The sequence below is a fragment of the uncultured Stenotrophomonas sp. genome (assembly GCF_913778665.1).
Lineage (GTDB): Bacteria > Pseudomonadota > Gammaproteobacteria > Xanthomonadales > Xanthomonadaceae > Stenotrophomonas.
Genome location: NZ_CAJYVQ010000005.1, coordinates 15,682 through 34,195, shown reverse-complemented (window position 1 = coordinate 34,195; position 18,514 = coordinate 15,682). Strand labels below are relative to the sequence as shown.

The window sequence follows — 18,514 nt, the reverse complement described above, 5'->3', positions numbered from 1 at the left end:
CTCGACCCCTACCGGCGCTTGGCCCACTTGTAGAAGCGCTTCCAGCCCTGGCGCACGGCGGTCACCCAGCCCGGGTCGGCCACCAGTGCGGCCTGTGCGGGGCTCGGGGCCTGGCCGGTTACGCGCTGGCGCATCTTCAGCAGGTTCTTCATGTCGCTGCGGCGCAGCTGCCGGCTCAGCGGGTTGCGGCGCAGCCAGCGCGGTACGCGCCAGGCCGAGGTGAAGTCCAGCAGCACCGGAACGCCGGCGCTGACCACCACATTGGTGCCATGCAGGTCGTTGTGGGTGATGCCGGCGGCGTGCAGGCGGCTGAGCGCGTGCTGCAGCTGCTCGAACACCTCATTGCCTACCGCCTGCGCGGTGCTGAGCGTCTGGCCGGGAATGAATTCCATGCCCAGTGCCAGACCACCGAGGGTGCCGAGCAGGGCCGGGGCGTGCTTCCAGCCGCCCAGGCGCTGCAGCATGCGCGCTTCGCGGCGCACCATCAGCCGCGCGACCGGCGACAGCGGAGTGCCGCGATAACGGGAATAGTCCTTGACGACCGCCTCGCGCCCGTCCAGGCAGGTGCGGTAGACGTCGGGGGCCAGGAAGCGTTCGCCGCGCTTGAGCAGCAGCGGCGCTGCGGCGTCGTCGCCGCAGGCAGAGGGGGGCGTTGCAGGGAGGTACATGTTGGGGTCTCGGACGACCCGGTGGGTGGCGCAAAGCGTCAAGCGAACCGGCGTTACAGGGAGTTACTCAGTTTTCGTTAATTTTAGTACTCGCCAGTTCGCTATTCCACGATTTGTCGGAGAAATGTCGGGGACGTGGCTGGAACAGTTCGTCACACCAAATCGGACAGTAATGTCTCACTTGTTTCGGAGTGCTTTGAATATCAATGGCTTGGCCCTGCTTTCTTCCCATTCATCGGCGTTCCGCTGAACGCCGCGTTCGCCCGGCTTGACCCCGGCGCACGGCCTGCCGACCATAAGCTGTTAACCCGCGACATCGGCGGCCGCCCCTCTCCGGCACGTCCCCGTCCCCTGCCGCGTTCCCCACCGGTGCTGGCCGCCTGGCCGTGCATCGCCCCCGTTTCCCGTTCCGGCCACGGCTGGAGGAAAGTGCTTTGACCATCAAGATCGTCCTTGCAGTGCTGTTCGTGGCCTGCGTGCTTTACATCCACTTCCGTGGCAAGGTCCGTGCGCGCTGGTCGCGCCAGTTGCTGGACCACTCCAGTTTCATGGCCCCGATCAACGTGGTCATGTATATGTTCTCGAAGGTGCCGACCACGCCGTTCCTGGACCCGGGCAAGGAATTCCCGCAGCTGGAGCCGCTGCGCCAGAACTGGCAGATGATCCGTGACGAGGCGCTGGCGCTGCGCGATGCGCAGAAGATCGCCGCCTCCAGCAGCTTCAACGATGCCGGCTTCAACTCGTTCTTCCGCCGCGGCTGGAAGCGCTTCTACCTGAAGTGGTACGGCCCGTCGCACCCGTCGGCGAAGACGCTGTGCCCGAAGACCGTGGAGCTGATCGAGTCGATTCCGGACGTGCGCGCGGCGATGTTCGCGCAGCTGCCGCCGGGCAGCGAGCTGCGCCCGCACCGCGACCCGTTCGCCGGTTCGCTGCGCCTGCACCTGGGCCTGACCACGCCCAACGACGATGGCTGCTACATCGAGGTGGACGGCATCAGGAAGAGCTGGCGCGATGGCGAGTGGATGATGTTCGACGAGACCTACATCCACCATGCGCACAACGAGACGCAGGAGGATCGCGTGATCCTGTTCTGCGATATCGCGCGTCCGCTGCGCTTCGGCCTGCCGGGCCTGTTCAACCGTGCAGTGGCGGCCACGCTGCTGGCCGGCGGTGCCTCGCCGAACCTGCCGGGTGACCCGACCGGTGGCGTCAACAAGGCCTTCGGTGGCCTGTACAAGGTGCGTCTGAAGGCCAAGGCCCTGCGCGAGCGCAGCGTGGTGGCCTACCAGCTGATCAAGTGGGGCCTGGTGGTGGCGGTGATTGCGGGTATCTGGGCGCTGTGAAGCGCTGGGTCTGATCGGGTTGCCGGCCAGCGGCCGGCACTACCGGAACATGAAAAACCCGCGCTGTCGCCAGCGCGGGTTTTTTCTTTTACTTCAATGCCGCCTGCACGAACGGCGGGGTCACCAGCACGCCGGTGTGCAGCGCGGCGGTGTAGTACAGGGTGTTGAAGGTCTTGGCGGCCGAGTCGGCCTGGCGGAAGTCGAAGCTGCTGTCGCCCTTGCGCGCCATGGTCACGCTCCACCAGCCGGTCGGGTAGCACGGCTGCGGGAACGGCAGGGTCTTGAACGAACCGAAGCCGGCCTTGCCCATCTCGGCGCGCATCTCGTTGATCAGCTCCAGCTGCATCAGCGGCGATTCGGACTGCTGCACCAGGATGCCGTCGTCCTTCAGGGCCTTGAAGCAGCTCTCGTAGAAGGCCTTGTTGAACAGGCCTTCACCCGGGCCGACCGGATCGGTCGAGTCCACGATCACCACGTCCACACTGCCGGCCGGGCAGTTGGCCATGTAGGCCACGCCGTCGTCGAACAGCAGCTCGGCGCGGGCGTCGTCGTTGGAATCGCACAGTTCCGGGAAGTGCTTGCGCGCCATCACCGTCACCTGCTCGTCGATATCGCACTGGGTCACGCTCTCCACGCCCTTGTGCTTGAGCACTTCGCGCAGGGTGCCGCAGTCGCCGCCACCGATGATCACCACGCGCTTGGGCGCGGCGTGGGTGAACAGCACCGGGTGGCTGATCATCTCGTGGTAGAAGAAGTTGTCCTTGCTGGTCAGCATGATGGCCCCGTCGATGGTCATCAGGTTGCCCCAGTCGGTGGTCTGGAAGATCTCGATCTTCTGGAACGGCGACTGCACCTCGTCCAGCTTGCCGGTGATGCGGTAGCCGATGGCCGAGCCGGTGCGCTCGAAGTGTTCGATGTACCAGTTGTTGCTGTCAGTCATGGAAGTACGGTCCTGTTCGGAGGGAAGTGAAGCCGGGCTGGCGGCGCGGTGCCGCGTGGCGCAAGCCACATCCGGACGGATCGGCCTGTTCAGGTCCGGCAGGAGCCGGGGTCACGGGCGCGGGCGCGCATGATAACGAACCTGTGGGCATATAGGCGTTATCATGCCCCCCCTTTTATTGCCAACAAGGCCGACTGAAATGACCGATTGGTCCCTCGACCAAGCCCGCAAGACCTACTCGATCCCGCATTGGGCGGATGGTTACTTCGACGTGGATCAGGCCGGGCACATGGTGGTGAGACCGACCGGGGCGGACGGCCCGGTGGTGTCGCTGCCCAAGGTGGTGGACGCCGCGCGTGCTGCCGGCGCCAAGCTGCCGCTGCTGGTGCGCTTCCCGGACATCCTCGGCCAGCGCCTGGGCAAGCTGCAGGCCGCCTTCGCCCAGGCCCAGCAGGACTGGGACTATGCCGGCGGCTATACCGCCGTGTATCCGATCAAGGTCAACCAGCACCGCGGCGTGGCCGGCACTCTGGCCAGCCACCACGGTGAGGGCTTCGGCCTGGAAGCGGGCAGCAAGCCGGAACTGATGGCCGTGCTGGCGCTGTCGCGCCCGGGTGGCCTGATCGTCTGCAACGGTTACAAGGACCGCGAGTACATCCGCCTGGCCCTGATCGGCCGCAAGCTGGGCCTGCAGACCTTCATCGTCATCGAGAAGCCGTCCGAGCTGAAGCTGGTGCTGGAGGAGTCCAAGGCGCTGGACGTGAAGCCGGGCCTGGGCGTGCGCATGCGCCTGGCCTCGCTGGGCGCCGGCAAGTGGCAGAACAGCGGCGGCGACAAGGCCAAGTTCGGCCTGTCCCCGCGCCAGCTGTTGGACCTGTGGAAGTCGCTGCGCGATACCGAGTACGCCGACTGCCTTAGCCTGCTGCATTTCCACATGGGCTCGCAGATCTCCAACGTGCGCGACATCGCCAACGGCATGCGCGAAGCCACCCGCTACTTCGTCGAGCTGTCACAGCTGGGCGCGAAGATCACCCACGTCGACGTGGGTGGCGGCCTGGGCGTGGATTACGAAGGTACCCGTTCGCGCAGCTTCTGCTCGATCAACTACGGCCTGAATTCGTATGCCAGCAACATCGTGCAACCGTTGGCCAACGCCTGCGAAGAGCACGGCCTGGCCCCGCCGCGCATCGTCACCGAGTGCGGCCGCGCGATGACTGCGCACCATGCAGTGCTGATCGCCAATGTTTCTGAAGTGGAGCAGGCGCAGGAAGGCCGCGTGCCGGACCAGCACGACGACGAGCCGGCGGCGATCCGTCACCTGCGCGAGATCCACGAGGAACTGGACGTGCGCCCGGCGGTGGAACTGTTCCAGGAAGCGCAGCACTTCCACGCCGAAGGCCTGGCCAGCTACGCGCTGGGCCAGATCGACCTGCCGCAGCGTGCGCGCATCGACGATCTGTTCTATGCCATCGCCCACGGCGTGCGTGCGCGCCTGAGCTATGACGAGAAGAGCCACCGCCCGGCGCTGGATGAACTGAACGAGCGCCTGGTCGACAAGTACTTCGTCAACTTCAGCGTGTTCGAATCGATTCCCGATGCGTGGGCGATCGACCAGGTGTTCCCGATCGTGCCGATCGAGCGCCTGAACGAGACACCGGACCGTCGCGGCATCATCGCCGACATGACCTGCGATTCCGATGGCATGGTCAAGATCTATGTCGAGAACGAGAGCCTGGACAGCTCGCTGCCGCTGCACGCGATCAAGCACGGCGAAAGCTACCGCATCGGTTTCTTCATGGTCGGTGCGTACCAGGAAATCCTGGGCGACATCCACAACCTGTTTGGTGACACCGACGCGGTGGAAGTGCTGGCCGATGCCGATGGCTACGCGATCACCCAGCAGCGCCGTGGCGACACCACCGACGTGATGCTGGACTACGTGGGTTACAGGCTGGACGACCTGCGTGCGGCCTATGCCCAGCGCGTGGCGGCGGCCGAGCTGTCGCCGGAACGTGCGCAGGAACTTTCCGAAGCGCTGGAAGCGGGCCTGACCGGCTACACGTACCTGTCCGACGAACCGCTGGTCTGATGATTACGGGAACGCCGGGCATGGCCCGGCGCTACCGGTCACCATGAGCGCGCGCGCGATCTTCCACCTGTTCCTGCATGCCGCCGTGCCAGCCCTGCTGGCGTGGCTGTTCTGGCGCAAGCGTTTCGCCTCGGCATGGTTGTTGATGCTGCTGGGCTGGATCATCGATCTGGACCATCTGCTGGCCGACCCGATCTACGCGCCGAACCGCTGCAGCATCGGTTTCCACCCGTTGCACACCGCCCCGGCCATCGCGGTCTATGCCGGCCTGTGCGTGCCGAAGAAGACGCGGCTGGTGGGCATTGGATTGATGATCCACATCGTGCTGGATGCCATCGATTGCTGGTGGATGCATCACCGCTGAGCCGAGCCTGCGCCCGGCTGCGGTGCTGGCCGCGCCCGGCGATCACGCCGACAGCGGAAGCTCCAGCCGTGCACGCAATCCCGGGTTCTCGTTCGACAGGCGCAATGAGCCACCGTGGCTGGCTGCGATCTCCGCCGCAATCGCCAGGCCCAGGCCGCTGCCTTCCACCCGTTCGTCCAGGCGCACGCCGCGCTGCAGGACGCTTTCCAGCTTGGCCTTGTCCAACCCGGGGCCATCGTCGCGGACTTCGATGTGCAGCCGTTCGTTCTGGGCCAGCGCACGCAGGCGCACTTCGCTGCGCGCCCACTTGCCGGCGTTGTCCAGCAGGTTGCCGAGCATTTCTTCCAGATCAGTGCAGGCGCCGGCAAAGGCCAGGCCCGGCGCAACGTCCATCTGGAAGTGGATGCGGCGGCCGGCGTGCACGCGGGTCATCAGCCGGCACAGCGCTTCGGCCGCCGGTGCCACCTCGCTGCGTTGGCGATGGTCCACCGCTAGGCCCGCGGCCAGATGGCGGTCGATGCTGGCACGCATGCGCGCGCCTTGTTCGTGCAGGGTGCGGCGCCAGTCGCGGCCTTCGCCCTGTGCTTCGGCGGCCAGCACGCTCAGCGGTGTCTTCAGGGCGTGGGCCAGGTCTTCGGCGCTGCTGCGTGCACGCGCCACCATGCGCTGATGATGGTCGAGCAGAGCATCGAGCTCATCGGCCAGCGGGGCGATTTCCCGGTCCAGCCGTTGCCGGTCGATGCGCTCTGCCTCGCCACGGCGGATGCGTTCCAGCTGCTGCCCGAGCCCGCGCAGCGGGCGCAGGCCGAAGTGCACCTGGCTGGCCAGTACCGCCAGCCAGGCCGCGACCAGGATGCCGAGCGCCAGCGCACTGCGGCGGCGGAACGCGGCGACATCGGCCTCCAGCGCGCTGCGGTCGTGGGCGACCACCGCGATGAACGGCGCGCCGGCGCGGGGCAGGCGCACCTGCTGCACGCGGGCACGCAGTGCCTGCTGCATCGGTCCCGGCAGATTGCGCTCTGCCGGCCCCTCGGCGCCGGCGGCCAGGGTCTGGTCCCACAGCGAGCGCGACTGCAGCAGCACCTTGCCGTGGCTGTCGGCGATCTGCCAGTAGGCGCCGGAAAACACCCGCTGGAAGCGCGCATCGTTGGGTTCCTGGCGCAGGCGCAGCTGCCCGTCCGCATCGATCTCGGCCTGCGCCAGCAGGGTCAGCATGTCCTGCTGCAGCTCGCCGTCCAGGCGGTCGCGCGCGCTGCGCTTGAACAGCTCGCCGAGCAGCACGCTGGCCAGCACCGAGACCAGCACCAGGCCGATGCCGGCCACCAGCAGCAGGCGCCGGCGCAATGACGGTTGCCGCGCGCTCATGCTTCAGCCAGCCGCCAACCCTGGCCACGCACGGTGTGGATGAGGTCGACGCCCAGCTTGCGGCGTACCCGCCCGAGCAGCACGTCCAGCGCGTTCGAGTCGGGATCGTAGCCGCCTTCAAAGACCTGCTCGCCGAGACGGTCGCGGCTGATCAGGTTGCCGGCGTGGTGGATGAAGTAGCTCAGCACACGGAACTCCTGCGGGCTCAGCGATAGTGCCTGCCCTTCCAGTTCAAAACGGCCGGCGTTGACATCCAGCTGCAGCGGGCCGCAGTGCAGGCGCGGGCTGGCGTGGCCGTGGCTGCGGCGGATCAGGGCACGCAGGCGCAGCACCAGTTCGTCGGCCTGGAAGGGCTTGGTGAGGTAGTCGTCGGCGCCGGCATCGAAGCCGGCCAGCTTGTCGTGCCAGCGTCCTCGCGCGGTCAGCACCAGTACCGGGAAGTGGCGACCGTTGCCGCGCCAGCGCTCGATGACAGAGAGTCCATCCAGCCCGGGCAGGCCCAGGTCGACGATGGCCGCCTGCAGGTCCTCGATCTGGCCGATCTCCTCGGCCTGGCGCCCGTCGGCCACCACTGCCACCACATAACCGGCCTGCTCCAGCAGAGGCACCAGGCGCTGCGCCAGCGCGGCGTCGTCTTCGGCCAACAGGATGCGCATCAGTCGTCCAGCTCCGTTTTCAGCAGCTTTCCATTGCGCGCATCATAGTCCAGCTCGACCACCACGCCGTCGCTGCGCAGGATCTCCACCTCGTAGACGCCGTCGTCCAGCTCTACTTCCAGCAGCTGCCCCGGATAGCGCTGGAGCGCATCGCGCACGACGCCTTCCAACGGCACATAGCGGCCCTGCTGAACGGCGCGGCGTGCGACCTGCTGCGCCGGGTCCTGCGCGGGCGCGGCGGCGGTCGGGGCGCTGGCCAGGGCCAGCAGCAGGGGCAGGGTCGAGAGCATCGCGGGCGCGCCGGGGCAGGGGAACAGGCGGGAGCGTGCCATTGGCGACTAACAGCCGGCTAACAGTGGCGGCTAAGGGGCTGTTAACCCGAGCGCGCATCGTGGTGGTGCCGGGATGGTCCGGCCACGAACAGGAGAACCCCCATGTTGAAGTCGCTCACTCTCGCCGCTGTTGCCATGCTGGCCCTCGCCCCGGCCGTGCAGGCCGCACCGCTGGGCATGGCCCAGGTCGAACAGGCCCTGCGCAAGGCCGGCTACACCCAGATCCACGAGATCGAGCGCGATGACGGCCTGTGGGAAGCGGACGTCAGCCGTGCTGATGGCCGCTTCAGCGAAGTCTACGTGGACCCGAAGACCGGCGAGATCTTCGACGAGCACAGCGGCCGCGCGTTGTTGAGCGCCGAACAGGTGCTGGCACGGGCGCAGGCGCATGGCCTGCGCAAGATCCACTCGCTGGAACGTGATGGCGCGACCTGGTCGCTGGAAGCGCGCAACGCCCGCAACCAGAAGGTGGAGGTGCGCCTGAGCGGCTATGACGGCCGCATTCTGCACAGCGAGCGCGATGGCTGGCTGGATTGATTCGCGTGCCGGTGGGTGCCGGCCGCTGGCCGGCACAACAACATGACCGTTCCGCCGGCCAGCGGCCGACGCTGCCGTGCGGTTACCAGCCGTACGGCGGCGGGTAGTCCCAGTAGCCGGGGCCACGGCCGTAGTAGCCGCCGTACGGGCCGAAGAAGCCCGGGCCCTTGCCTTCGCTCACGTGGATGTTGACGTTGACCCCGTGGGTCTTGCCTTCATCGGTGGTGTAGTTCTTGCTCAGGTTCAGCGTGGCCGCGTTGTAGTGGCTGTTGCCGCCGTTCTTCGAGTAACCGATGCCGGTGGTGAAGCTGCCGGAGACCTTGACCTTGTCGTCGGTCACGTCGGCGATCCTGGCGTCGTCGTGCACGCGCGGGCCGCTCTTGTCGCCGTAATAGGTGCCCGGCGGGTCCTGCCTCAGGCTGGTGTCGTTCAGATAGCGCATCGGTGCCTGCGGCAGCGACAGATCCAGCCCAGCGGCCTGCGGCGCGGTGGCGCCGACAGCGGACTGGGCCAGTACGGTTCCCGGCAGGGCCAGGCACAGCAGCAGGGTCAAGGGGCGGATCATGACAGCGCTCCAGCGGACAGGTGGCCACGCAACACGCGGCGGTACAGGCCGACGCTAGCAGGGGCTGCTTGAATGATGCCTGTCGGCGCCCCGCAGCGTCGAGCTTGCTCGACTCTACAAGAAGCGGGCGTTACGGCAACCGTTCAAACCCGAACAGCGCGTCCAGTGCATGCTTGCGCCGCTCGATCCGGGCCCGCAGCAGCTGGGCGCCGATCATTGAATAGGTAATGCCATTGCCGCCGTAGGCCATGGCGAAGTGCACCCGCGGGCCCCACTGTTCATGCGGGCCGAAGAACGGCAGGCCATCGGCGGTTTCGGCGAAGGTGCCGCCCCAGGAGAAGGCCGCAACCGGGTCCAGCCGCGGGAACCAGTGCCGCAGCTGCTTCATCAGCTTGGCGGCCTTCCGGTCCACGCGCCGGTCGCGGCGGGCGGGGATGTCGATGGCGTCGTCCAGCCCGCCGACCAGCAGGCGCTGGTCGCCGGTGGCACGCAGGTACAGGTAGGGGCGCGCGCTTTCCCACACCATCGTGGTGCGCAGCTGGCCCAGCACCTCGGCATCGATCGGGTCGGTGATGAAGGCGTAGCTGCTGCGGTTGCGGGCTACGCGCTGGTTGAGCCAGCGCTGGTTGGCATAGCCCATCGCCAGCACCACGTGGCGGGCGCGGATCGTGGCACCGGCCTCGGTAACGGCGGTCACGCCGCGTGCGCCGGGCGTCAGCGTGTGCAGCAGCGTGCGGTCATGCACATGGCCGCCACGTCGCCGCAGGCGCTGCAGCAAGGCATAGGTCAGCCGATACGGATCGACCCGCGCGGCCTGGCGGGTCAGCAGCGCGCCGCCGGCGTCCACGTCGAAACGCTCCTTCAGCGCATCGGCGTCCAGCCAGCGCGCGTCCAGGCCGATGCCGCGACGGGCATCGCCTTCGGCCATCAGGCGCGGCACGTCGCGCGCGCGGCTGGCCAGATACAGGCTGTCCATGCGCTGGAAGTCCACGTCTTTCAGGCCGCGCGCCACATCGCCCAGCGCCGGTATCGCTTCGGCACAGGCGAGGTAGGCCAGCGCAGCGGCGTCATGACCGTAGCGCTGCGCCAGTTCAAGCAGGTGCGTATCGATCTCGTACTGCAGCAGCGCGGTGCTGGCGGCGGTGCTGCCCCAGCCGATGTCGCGCTGCTCGATCACTGCCACCTCGTGCCCATGCCGGGACAGCTCATCAGCAATCAGCGCGCCGGTGATGCCGCCGCCGACCACCAGCACGTCGCAGCGCAGGTCTTTCTCCAGCGGTGGGAAGGCGTGGATCAGGCCGTTGCGCACCGCCCACCACGGGTAGCCACTTTTCAGGTCCATCGGCGTGCGCGGGCTCAGGCGGTGGGGCGGCCGGTGTGCGGGGTCTGGATCAGTTCGGACAGATCGAAGCCCTGCAGGCGCGCGCTCGCCAGATAATGGTCCTGCACGGTGCTGTCCAGCCGCGGCTCGCGCGCCAGCAGCCACAGGTACTTGCGATCGGGGCTGCCGACCAGCGCGACGCTGTAGTCCGGGGCGACCTGGATCACCCAGTAGTCGCCCTTGGCGAACGGCAGCCAGCGCAGGCCCTTGGGCAGGAAGCTGACCTCCAGCCGCGCGCTGTCGTTGTCCACGGCGCAGGCCTCGCCGGTGGCCTCCTCGACCTCGCCGTCCATGCGGCAGCGGTTGGTGACGCCGACGTTGCCGTTGTCGAGCAGGGTGTAGTGCGCCGACACGTCGGTGCAGCCCTCCGGCTCGTGGCGCATCGGCAGGCGGGCGATCTCGTACCAGGTGCCCAGGTAGCGGGGCAGCTTGAGGTCGGCGACGGTCTTCAGCGGCGGGTGGTCGGTCATCGGCGGTCGTGGTGGGGGTGGGCCTCCACGATGCCGATGGGCTTGCCATGGGCGGGTGAAGCCGTGGCGATGGCAATGTCCAGAACATTGCGTCGCCGCTGCGGCGTGCCCGTTGTCACCGGTGCGGCGGTATTCTGCCGCCAGCGCCGTGTTTTCCTGATCCAACCGAGGTGGAGGTGCCGATGTACCAGGTGATCCTGTTGAAGAGTGAAACCGCGTTTGCGCGCGAGCAGTGGCCGCAGGTCGACGACCTGGTGGACTACGAGGGCGTCAGCTACAGCCTGCGCGCCGGCCCGCGCCAGCCGCTGCCGACTGACCACGACTGGCACCCGGTGGCGGTGTATGCGCCTGATGAGATCACCGAGGAAGAGTTCCAGGACTGGTACGCGCTGCAGCAGCCGGCCGTGGAAGAGCTGCGGCTGAAGTACTGATTTCGCCGGGGAGGCATGCGGGCGCGCGGAAACGTGGGCTGGGTGAACTGACCGGGCGAATCGACGGGGCAAACCGGCGGGGCAAACCGGCGGGGTAGAGTCGACCCTACCCCGTCGATTCGCCCGGCCACGATCACCCCGCCGCAATCGCCGGGCCGTCGAAGCCCAGTGGTGACCACCCAGCGCCATCACCCTGTCGAAGCCCCCATCCACGCGGGTGTAGTCCTCCGCGCCACCATCCGGCCTTTACCGCATGTGCCGTATAGTCGCGCGCAGGCGCGGTGGTCCGCGCGAAACGGTATGGCTGGCGTGTTTTCTTTCCTTCGATCGATCCGTGCACGGGGGCCTTGGCTGGCCCTGCTGCTATGCACTGCCGTCCTGCTGCCCGGACCGGCGCTGGCACAGGATGAGGACCCCACGCCAAAGCAGCAGCTGGCCGATATCGATGCGAAGCTGAAGGAAGTCGACCGCAAGCGCGGTGATGCCGCGGCCATCGAAACATTGGCCATGTTGTCCGAGGATGCTTCGAAGGCCCGGCGTGACGCCGAGGCGCTGGAGAAGTCGCTGCAGCCGCAGCTGGACCGCCTGGACGAACAGCTGGCGCAGCTGGGCACGCCTGCCGAGGGCGCCACCGAGCCGCCTGAACTGGCGGCGCAACGGCGCACCCTCAACAAGCAGCGCGATGGACTGGCCGCATCGGTGGCGCAGGCCAAGACCAGTGCGGTGCGTGCGCAGCAGCTGGCGACCGACATCGACCAGCAACGCGCCGCGCAACGTACCGAAGAGTTGGGGCAGAAGGTGGCCTCGCCGCTGTCGCCTGCGCTGTGGAGCAAGGTGGCCGAGCGTCTGCCGATTGATATCGCACGTGTTGTGCCGCTGGCCGGGCAGGGGCGTGACACGCTGATCGCCGGCATTCGCGCCAATGGCTGGGGCACGCCCTTGCTGGGCCTGGTGGCCGCGCTGGTAATGATGTTCCCGCTGCGGTTGTGGTTGCGCCGCCTGGGGCGGCAGTTCGCCGCGTCCGACCGCGCGCCTGATGGCCGCCTGCGCCGGTCTGGGCTGGCCATGTGGCTGCTGCTGGTGGGCACGTTGCTGCCCGGCTATGCCGTAGTGGTGCTGATGGCGGCGCTGGATGCCGTTGATGCGATCGCGCCGCGCCTGCAGGTGGTGGCCGACGGGTTGGAAACCGCGACCTTCCGCGCCGCGTTCATCGCTGCGCTCAGCGCCTGCCTGCTGGTGCCCAAGCGCCCCTCATGGCGATTGTTGAACCTGGACGACACCGCCGCACTCAAGTTGCGCAAGTACGCCTGGGGCGCGGCGGCGCTGGCCTGGCTGAGCACGGTGCTGGTCGCCCTCGACCAGGCCACGCGTACCAGTGACGTCACTACGGTGGCGCTGGATGGCCTGATTGCGCTGACCTACCTCGGCCTGATCATGGCCATGCTGGTGACGTTGGCGCGCCTGCACCGCCGGCAGACCGCCGAGGCCGAAGCCAAACTGGAAGCGCAGGCCGACGGGCAGGGTCCGAGTACGCCGGTGCGCCGCAGCAGTTGGCTGGTGTTGGCGCGCGTGGCAGGCAACATCGCGGTGGTGGCGGCCATCATCGCCACGCTGCTGGGCTATCTGAATTTTGCCAAGTTCGTGAACCAGCAGTTGATCGGCGGCAGCATCGTGGTGCTGGCGGCGACGCTGCTGTTCAAGTTTGTCGATGACCTGAGCACCTGGATGCTCAATGCCGACAGCAAGGTTGGCCAGACCATCCTGCTCAGCACCGGGCTGAGCGTATCGCGGCTGGAGCAGGCCGGCGTGCTGCTGTCGGCAGCGCTGCGCACCATCGTCGTGCTGATCGCGCTGCTGGCTCTGGTGGCGCCATTCGGCAACATCGGCGCAGTGGTCGAGCGGTTTTCGTCGCTGTTCACCTCTGGGTTCGATATTGGCGGAACCAAGCTGGAGCCGGTGCGCATCGTGCTGGCCGTGCTGGTGCTGCTGGCCGGCCTGGCGGTCAGTCAACTGGTGCAGCGCTGGCTGACCGACACCTATCTGCCCAAGACCGAACTGGACCTGGGGGCACGCAATTCGGTGAGTACGGTTGCCCGCTATGTGGGCATCATCATCGCGGTGATCTGGGCGCTGAGCGCGATGGGCCTGCAGCTGAGCAAGCTGGCATTGCTGGTCAGCGCGCTGTCGGTGGGTATCGGCTTCGGCCTGCAGGTGATCACCCAGAACTTTGTCTCCGGCCTGATCCTGCTGGCCGAGCGCCCGGTGAAGATCGGCGACTGGGTGAAGCTGGGCGATCAGGAGGGTGACATCCGCCGCATCAGCCTGCGCTCGACCGAGATCCAAGTGGGTGACAAGTCGACCCTGATCGTGCCCAACTCCGAACTGGTCACCAAGACCGTGCGCAACATGACGATGGGCAACAACCAGGGCCGCATCCAGATCCAGTTCGCGGTGCCGCCCAGTACCGACGTCGGCAACCTGCGGCAGGCGCTGCTGGATGCGTACACTGCGCACACCAACGTGCTGGAGCAGCCGGCACCGACGGTCTACATCGACAGCATTGCCGGTGGCCAGATCACCATCAACAGTTTCGCGTACGTGGCCAGCCCGCGGCAGGTCTACGCCACCCGCAGCGATCTGTACTTCAGCCTGCTGCAGATCCTGGCCGAGCGGAACATCCCGCTGTCGACCCCGACCGATATCCACATCACCCGCGATCCGCAGGAGTAGGGGTTTATTTGCAGGGCTGCGCCCTGCACCCGCCGAAGCAACGGCCGAAGCAACAGCAACGGCAACAGCGTGCATTCCGTGGGATGGCGGGGTGGGTCCGGTTGCGGGAGACGCCGTAAACCCATCCATGGGGGCTTGTCCGCGGCATCCATGCCGCGGACACTCCCGCAACCGGACCCACCCCGCCTTCGACAGTTTTCCGCGATCTGTTGGAAATACTATTGGGGTCAGATCCGTTTTCCTGCGGAAAACGGATCTGACCCCAGATTGATTTCGATATCTGACAGAAGTGTCGACCAAGGTCGACACCTACCGACAGCCGCAGGAATCTGTCAGAGGTGGGGCGGTGTCGGAGTGCGGGGTGTCAGCCGCATGGATGCGGCTGACAAGCCTCCATGGACGGATTTACGGCGTCCCCGCACTCCGACACCGCCCCGCCCAACCACGGAATGCACGCTGTTGCCGTTGCTTCTGAGGTTGCCGGCCAGCGGCCGGCACTACCACGGGTGCAGGGCGCAGCCCTGCAAAGAACCCTACCCTCGCGGTCGGCTGCGCGAGGGCACCAGTGCGAACGTATCCACCGCCAGCTTCTCGGCATGGTTCAACCAGGCGCGGATCTCCAGATCGTCCACTTCGTGGTCCAGTCCGAACGACACGTTGATCTTGCCGTTGGCATCGGGCTGCACCCACTGCTGGGCCAGCACCACCTTGCGCTGAGAGGACACTGCCTCGATCCAGAAGCCGCGGTCCGGGCGCGTGCTCGCCACCAGCTGCAGCATGTACTGGCCGGCGCGGGTGCGGCGGCCCTTCTGGGTGATCATGTGCGCCTGGCGCACGCTCGGGCGCGGGCCTTGGAAGGCGTCCAGCGGCGCATCCACGGCAATGCCGCCGCGCAGGTCGTCGTCGCGGTAGAGCTTGATGCCGTTATCGCGGTTGACCAGCAACGCGCACCAGTCGCCGTCGGCGGAGCCGTCCTCGAACGCGGTACAGCGATCGACATAGGCCAGGGTGTTGTCCGGGTCGGCATCATCGAACTGACGGGAGGTGTTCTCCAGGTACACCGACTTCAGGCCCCAGTCCTTGTCGTACTCAAGCAGCACTGGCGGCTGCACGTGCTGCATGCCGACCACCACCTGGTCGTCGCCATCGATCTTCAGTTCGCGGGTCGGTTCGCCCAGCCACAGCGAACGGGCGAAGGCGAGGTATTGCGGATAGTCGCGGCCACCGTCGCGCTGTGCAGCCATGCTGGCGCTCGGTGCGCGCTTCTCGTCCAGCAGCGAACGGCCGAAGCCCAGGGTCTGCAGTCCCGGATCAAGCAGGCTGAGCAGGGTCGCGCCCGAATCCAGCGTCGAACCGTCCTCCACCGCCAGCTGCTGCGGTGCCACGCCATCGCCGAGGAACAGCAGCAGGTTTTCGCGCTTCTGCTTGGCCAGGATGTGGCTGAGGTCGTTGGGCATCGCCAGATGGTCGGAGGCGATCACGATCAGCGTGTCCTTGCCGTACGGGCTGGCCTGGATGCGCTGAACCAGCTGCGAGATCAGGCGGTCGCTGCACTTGAGCGCGTTGAGCAGCCCGATGTTGCCGTACTGGCTCTGGTAACGCTCGCCCTTGCACGAGACCGGCAGATGACCGGCGGGGTGGTGGGTGTCCATGGTCAGCGTGGTCAGCATGAACGGCGCACCGGCGCGCGAGAGCTGCTCGAAGCGCTGGTAGGCGGTGTCCAGCAGCACGTCGTCGTGCACGCCCCATGCCGAGTAGTGGATGCGGCCGATCTTCTTCTGCTGCTTGAACCAGGCCAGGTCGTGCACTTCATCGAAGCCGTGACTGGCCAGGAACTGGCCCTTGCCGGCGAACTGGCCGTTGGCACCGCCCAGGTAGTGGTTGGTGTAGCCCTGCTGCTTGAGGTAATCGCCCAGGCACACGGCCTTGGGCAGGAAGCTGCCCATGCGATCCATGCTGTTCTCGTCGCCCTGCGAGGTGGTCAGCGGCACGCCGCACATCGACGACACCAGGCCGGCGATGGTCCAGCCACTGCCTTCGGCCGAGGCCAGGCCACGCACGTCCAGCGATTTCGTCGCCAGACGATTGAGGTTGGGCATCAGGCCGGGGAAGGCGGTTTCATCCAGGTAGGTGCGCTCCAGGCTTTCACCGTAGATCCATACGATGTTGCGCGGGCGTTGCAGCGGCTGCGTCGGTACCTGGTACTCGGGCGCGATGCGCGCGAAATCGACCGGGCGCAGCTGCTGGTAGAGACGCTGGCCATCACGGGCCAGCGGGCTGACCATGATCGCAGTCACCCACACTACCGCGAAGCCGGCAAACCAGGCACCGCCATGGCCGGGCCGACGCCAGCGCTTTACACGCGTAGCGAACAGCGGCAGCAGCGAGACCAGCGCCAGCACGATGAAGCCCGCGATGTAGCCCTTGAAGTCGGAGACACCGGCGCCTTCCATGTCCGCGCCCAGGTGATACAGGGTGGCGGCATTGAGCCCATCACCGGACAGCTTGTCGATCAGCCACCACGCACTGAGCGAGAGCAGCAGCAGCGAGAGCGCCGCGGCCTTCCACCACACCCACCTTGCGGACGCGAGGAACAACCAGCACAGCAGCAACAACGACAGCAGCAGTATCCAGAGCATAGGCAGCTTCGGCAGTGATGGGGTGGTGGTGATGGACGTCGTACCGACGCGTGTCCATCCGACCGACGCTGCCCCAAACACATGCACATGACAGGCCGATGACCCGATGATGCATGCACGAACCTGACTGAAATGTTTGTTGAAATGACGCGTGCGAAATCACGCCCAGAAGGTAAAACGAGCGTGAAAGGGTTGGCTTGATTGCATTAAAAGCCGCATGAATGCGACGGCTTTGCCGCCGTCATTCAGCGATGGCCGCGTTCCTCGCGTGCGCGTGCACGACGGTCGAACAGCAGCGCGCTGGTGACAATCCCCAGACCGAGCACTACGCCGATCAGCATCAGTACGAGCGCGATCGCCGGATAGCCGAACACGTGCCAGCCGGTTTCCAGCTTCATCATCAGCGACGAGGCCATGATCAGTGCCGCACTGATGATGCCGGCGGCCACGCGGTTGGCGATCTTCTGCAGGTTCTCCATCAGCCGCGATTCTTCCAGGCCGGTCACCTTCATCTGCAGGCGGTTCTCGGCCATCAGCGCCATGATGTCCGACAGCTTGCGCGGCCCATCGCGCAGCAGTTGCTGCAGCTCCATTGCTTCGCTGGCGATGTTGGCTGCCGACAGGGATTTCTTCAGGCGTGCGCGCATCACGTGCTGCAGCTGACGCTCGACAATGCGGCGTGTGTCCAGGTCGGGCGCCAGCAGGCGGCACACGGCTTCCAGGTTGAGCAGGGCCTTGCCGACCAGGCTCAGCTCTGGCGGTGTGCGCAGCCCGCAGGCGGTGGCGATGCGCACCATGTCCAGCACCACGCGGCCTTCGGAGAAGCTGCCACTGGCGGCGTAGCGTGCAATCAGCTGGCCGGTCTCGCGCAGGTAGCGCTCCTCGTCGAAGGCTTCCAGCCGCGTGCTGATGCTGATCAGGTCATCGGCCACTTCCTCGCCGCGGCCATCAACGGCGGCGAACAGGATCTTCAGCAGCCGCTCGCGCAGGCGTGGCGGCATGTGCGCGACCATGCCCAGGTCGAAGATCGCCAAACGCCCGTCGGGCATCACCCGCAGGTTGCCCGGGTGCGGGTCGGCATGGATCTCGCCGTGCACGAAGATCTGGTCGAGATAGCCGCGGATCAGCGCTGCCGCCAGCGGGTCCATCGACTGCTCGGTGCGGCGCACGCCGGGTATTGCATCCACGCGCACGCCGGTGGCCAGCTCCATGGTCAGCACGCGCTGGCTGCTGTAATCCCAGATTGGCTGCGGCACCCACAGCCGGCGGAACGGCTTGAGGTGGCGCCCGAAGCGGGACAGGTTCTCGGCCTCGGCGTGGTAGTCCAGCTCCTGCATCAGGGTCTTGGCGAACTCGTTGAGCCAGTCGCGCAGGCGCACGCGGCGGCCCACCTGGGTCAGGTGGTCGGCGGCCAGGGCAAAGCTGCGCAGCGCCTCCAGGTCCGAACGGACCTGTGCGGCGACCTCGGGTTTCTGGACTTTAACCGCGACCTGGCGGCCATCGTGCAGGACCGCGCGATGCACCTGCGCCAGTGACGCGCAGCCCAGGGGCTCGGGATCGAACGAGGCGAACAGCTTGTTCACCGGCGCGCCCAGTTCCTGCTCGACGATGGCGTGGATGCGTTCGACCGGTACCTCGGCCACCTTTTCCTGCATGCGTTCCAGTGCGGTGGCGAACTCCACCGGCACCATGTCCGGACGGGTGGACAGCATCTGGCCCAGCTTGACAAAGGTCGGCCCCAACGCTTCCAGGTCGCTGACGAACTGTTCCGGATTGCCGTCGGGGGGCACTTCGCCCGGGCTGCCGGCGGCGTCCAGGTTCATGCCCGAGAACACGCCCGAATGGCGGTAGCGCATCAGCAGGCGCAGGATCTGGCTGCGCCGGTTCATGCCTTTGACCAGCGGAGGATTGCCATTGGCGGTGGGCGGATTGCTCAAGCGGGACTCCCATGCGGCAAGGACGGTAGTGCCGGCCCCTGGCCGACACTGTCCGGGTTCGGCAGTG

Annotated in this window: 16 protein-coding genes; 6 read left to right on the top strand and 10 right to left on the bottom strand. The window is 66.9% G+C overall.

All coding sequences use genetic code 11. The annotated features are described in order from the left end of the window. Positions 1-8 precede the first annotated feature (8 nt). A complete protein-coding gene (locus QZ853_RS06725) occupies positions 9-668 on the bottom strand; it encodes an RIO1 family regulatory kinase/ATPase (protein WP_295571520.1) in 660 nt (219 codons plus the stop codon). Positions 669-1,102: 434 nt separating this feature from the next. Between QZ853_RS06725 and QZ853_RS06720 the strand changes: the two genes are divergently transcribed. Then, entirely contained in the window at positions 1,103-2,011 is a 909-nt protein-coding gene (locus QZ853_RS06720; protein ID WP_295571519.1) for an aspartyl/asparaginyl beta-hydroxylase domain-containing protein, read from the top strand. 88 nt (positions 2,012-2,099) lie between these two features. Here the strand turns inward: QZ853_RS06720 and speE are convergent, their stop codons facing one another. Beyond that, positions 2,100-2,951, bottom strand: coding sequence for a polyamine aminopropyltransferase (gene speE / locus QZ853_RS06715; protein WP_111174003.1), 852 nt, complete (start codon positions 2,949-2,951; stop codon positions 2,100-2,102). A 199-nt stretch (positions 2,952-3,150) separates the two neighbouring features. Here speE and speA point away from each other — a divergent pair, with 199 nt between their 5' ends. Both speA and QZ853_RS06705 read left to right on the top strand, forming a co-directional pair. After that, entirely contained in the window at positions 3,151-5,040 is a 1,890-nt protein-coding gene (speA, locus tag QZ853_RS06710; RefSeq protein ID WP_295571516.1) for an arginine decarboxylase, read from the top strand. A 43-nt stretch (positions 5,041-5,083) separates the two neighbouring features. Further along, positions 5,084-5,404 carry a DUF6122 family protein gene (locus QZ853_RS06705; RefSeq protein WP_012512348.1) on the top strand — a complete coding sequence of 107 codons (321 nt, stop codon included), beginning with the start codon at positions 5,084-5,086 and terminating at the stop codon, positions 5,402-5,404. Between the two features lie 42 nt (positions 5,405-5,446). On the opposite strand, the gene QZ853_RS06700 is transcribed toward QZ853_RS06705, so the two are convergent. Genes QZ853_RS06700 through QZ853_RS06690 form a run of 3 tightly spaced genes read right to left on the bottom strand, consistent with a single transcriptional unit; the run spans position 5,447 to position 7,715 of the window. Further along, positions 5,447-6,769, bottom strand: coding sequence for an ATP-binding protein (locus QZ853_RS06700; RefSeq protein WP_295571514.1), 1,323 nt, complete (start codon positions 6,767-6,769; stop codon positions 5,447-5,449). After that, a complete protein-coding gene (locus QZ853_RS06695; RefSeq protein WP_295571513.1) occupies positions 6,766-7,425 on the bottom strand; it encodes a response regulator transcription factor in 660 nt (219 codons plus the stop codon). The genes QZ853_RS06700 and QZ853_RS06695 overlap by 4 nt, the downstream gene beginning before the upstream one ends. Then, positions 7,425-7,715 carry a PepSY domain-containing protein gene (locus QZ853_RS06690; RefSeq protein WP_345777893.1) on the bottom strand — a complete coding sequence of 97 codons (291 nt, stop codon included), beginning with the start codon at positions 7,713-7,715 and terminating at the stop codon, positions 7,425-7,427. Before QZ853_RS06690 ends, QZ853_RS06695 begins: the two co-directional genes overlap by 1 nt. 144 nt (positions 7,716-7,859) lie before the next feature. Between QZ853_RS06690 and QZ853_RS06685 the strand changes: the two genes are divergently transcribed. After that, the gene (locus QZ853_RS06685) at positions 7,860-8,294 is read left to right on the top strand and encodes a PepSY domain-containing protein (RefSeq protein WP_295571510.1); all 435 of its coding nucleotides are present in this window, start codon (positions 7,860-7,862) and stop codon (positions 8,292-8,294) included. 82 nt (positions 8,295-8,376) lie between these two features. On the opposite strand, the gene QZ853_RS06680 is transcribed toward QZ853_RS06685, so the two are convergent. The 3 genes from QZ853_RS06680 to QZ853_RS06670 form a co-directional block, all read right to left on the bottom strand. Next, complete coding sequence (locus tag QZ853_RS06680) at positions 8,377-8,859, bottom strand: hypothetical protein (protein WP_295571509.1); 483 nt, start codon at positions 8,857-8,859, stop codon at positions 8,377-8,379. 130 nt (positions 8,860-8,989) lie between these two features. Next, positions 8,990-10,201 (bottom strand): FAD-dependent oxidoreductase, encoded by a 1,212-nt coding sequence (locus QZ853_RS06675; RefSeq protein ID WP_295571507.1) that lies wholly within the window; start codon positions 10,199-10,201, stop codon positions 8,990-8,992. Between the two features lie 14 nt (positions 10,202-10,215). Beyond that, on the bottom strand, positions 10,216-10,710 hold the full coding sequence (locus QZ853_RS06670) for a lipocalin family protein (RefSeq protein ID WP_295571506.1): 495 nt from the start codon (positions 10,708-10,710) through the stop codon (positions 10,216-10,218). 182 nt (positions 10,711-10,892) lie between these two features. Between QZ853_RS06670 and QZ853_RS06665 the strand changes: the two genes are divergently transcribed. Then, positions 10,893-11,141 carry a hypothetical protein gene (locus QZ853_RS06665; protein ID WP_295571505.1) on the top strand — a complete coding sequence of 83 codons (249 nt, stop codon included), beginning with the start codon at positions 10,893-10,895 and terminating at the stop codon, positions 11,139-11,141. A gap of 300 nt (positions 11,142-11,441) precedes the next feature. Continuing rightward, the gene (locus tag QZ853_RS06660) at positions 11,442-13,871 is read left to right on the top strand and encodes a DUF3772 domain-containing protein (protein WP_295571503.1); all 2,430 of its coding nucleotides are present in this window, start codon (positions 11,442-11,444) and stop codon (positions 13,869-13,871) included. Between the two features lie 533 nt (positions 13,872-14,404). Here the strand turns inward: QZ853_RS06660 and QZ853_RS06655 are convergent. Next, positions 14,405-16,510: a phosphoglycerol transferase I gene (locus QZ853_RS06655; RefSeq protein ID WP_295571501.1), complete on the bottom strand. Its 2,106-nt coding sequence runs from the start codon at positions 16,508-16,510 to the stop codon at positions 14,405-14,407. Between the two features lie 245 nt (positions 16,511-16,755). After that, on the bottom strand, positions 16,756-18,447 hold the full coding sequence (locus tag QZ853_RS06650; RefSeq protein WP_345777890.1) for an AarF/UbiB family protein: 1,692 nt from the start codon (positions 18,445-18,447) through the stop codon (positions 16,756-16,758). Between the last annotated feature and the right edge of the window lie 67 nt (positions 18,448-18,514).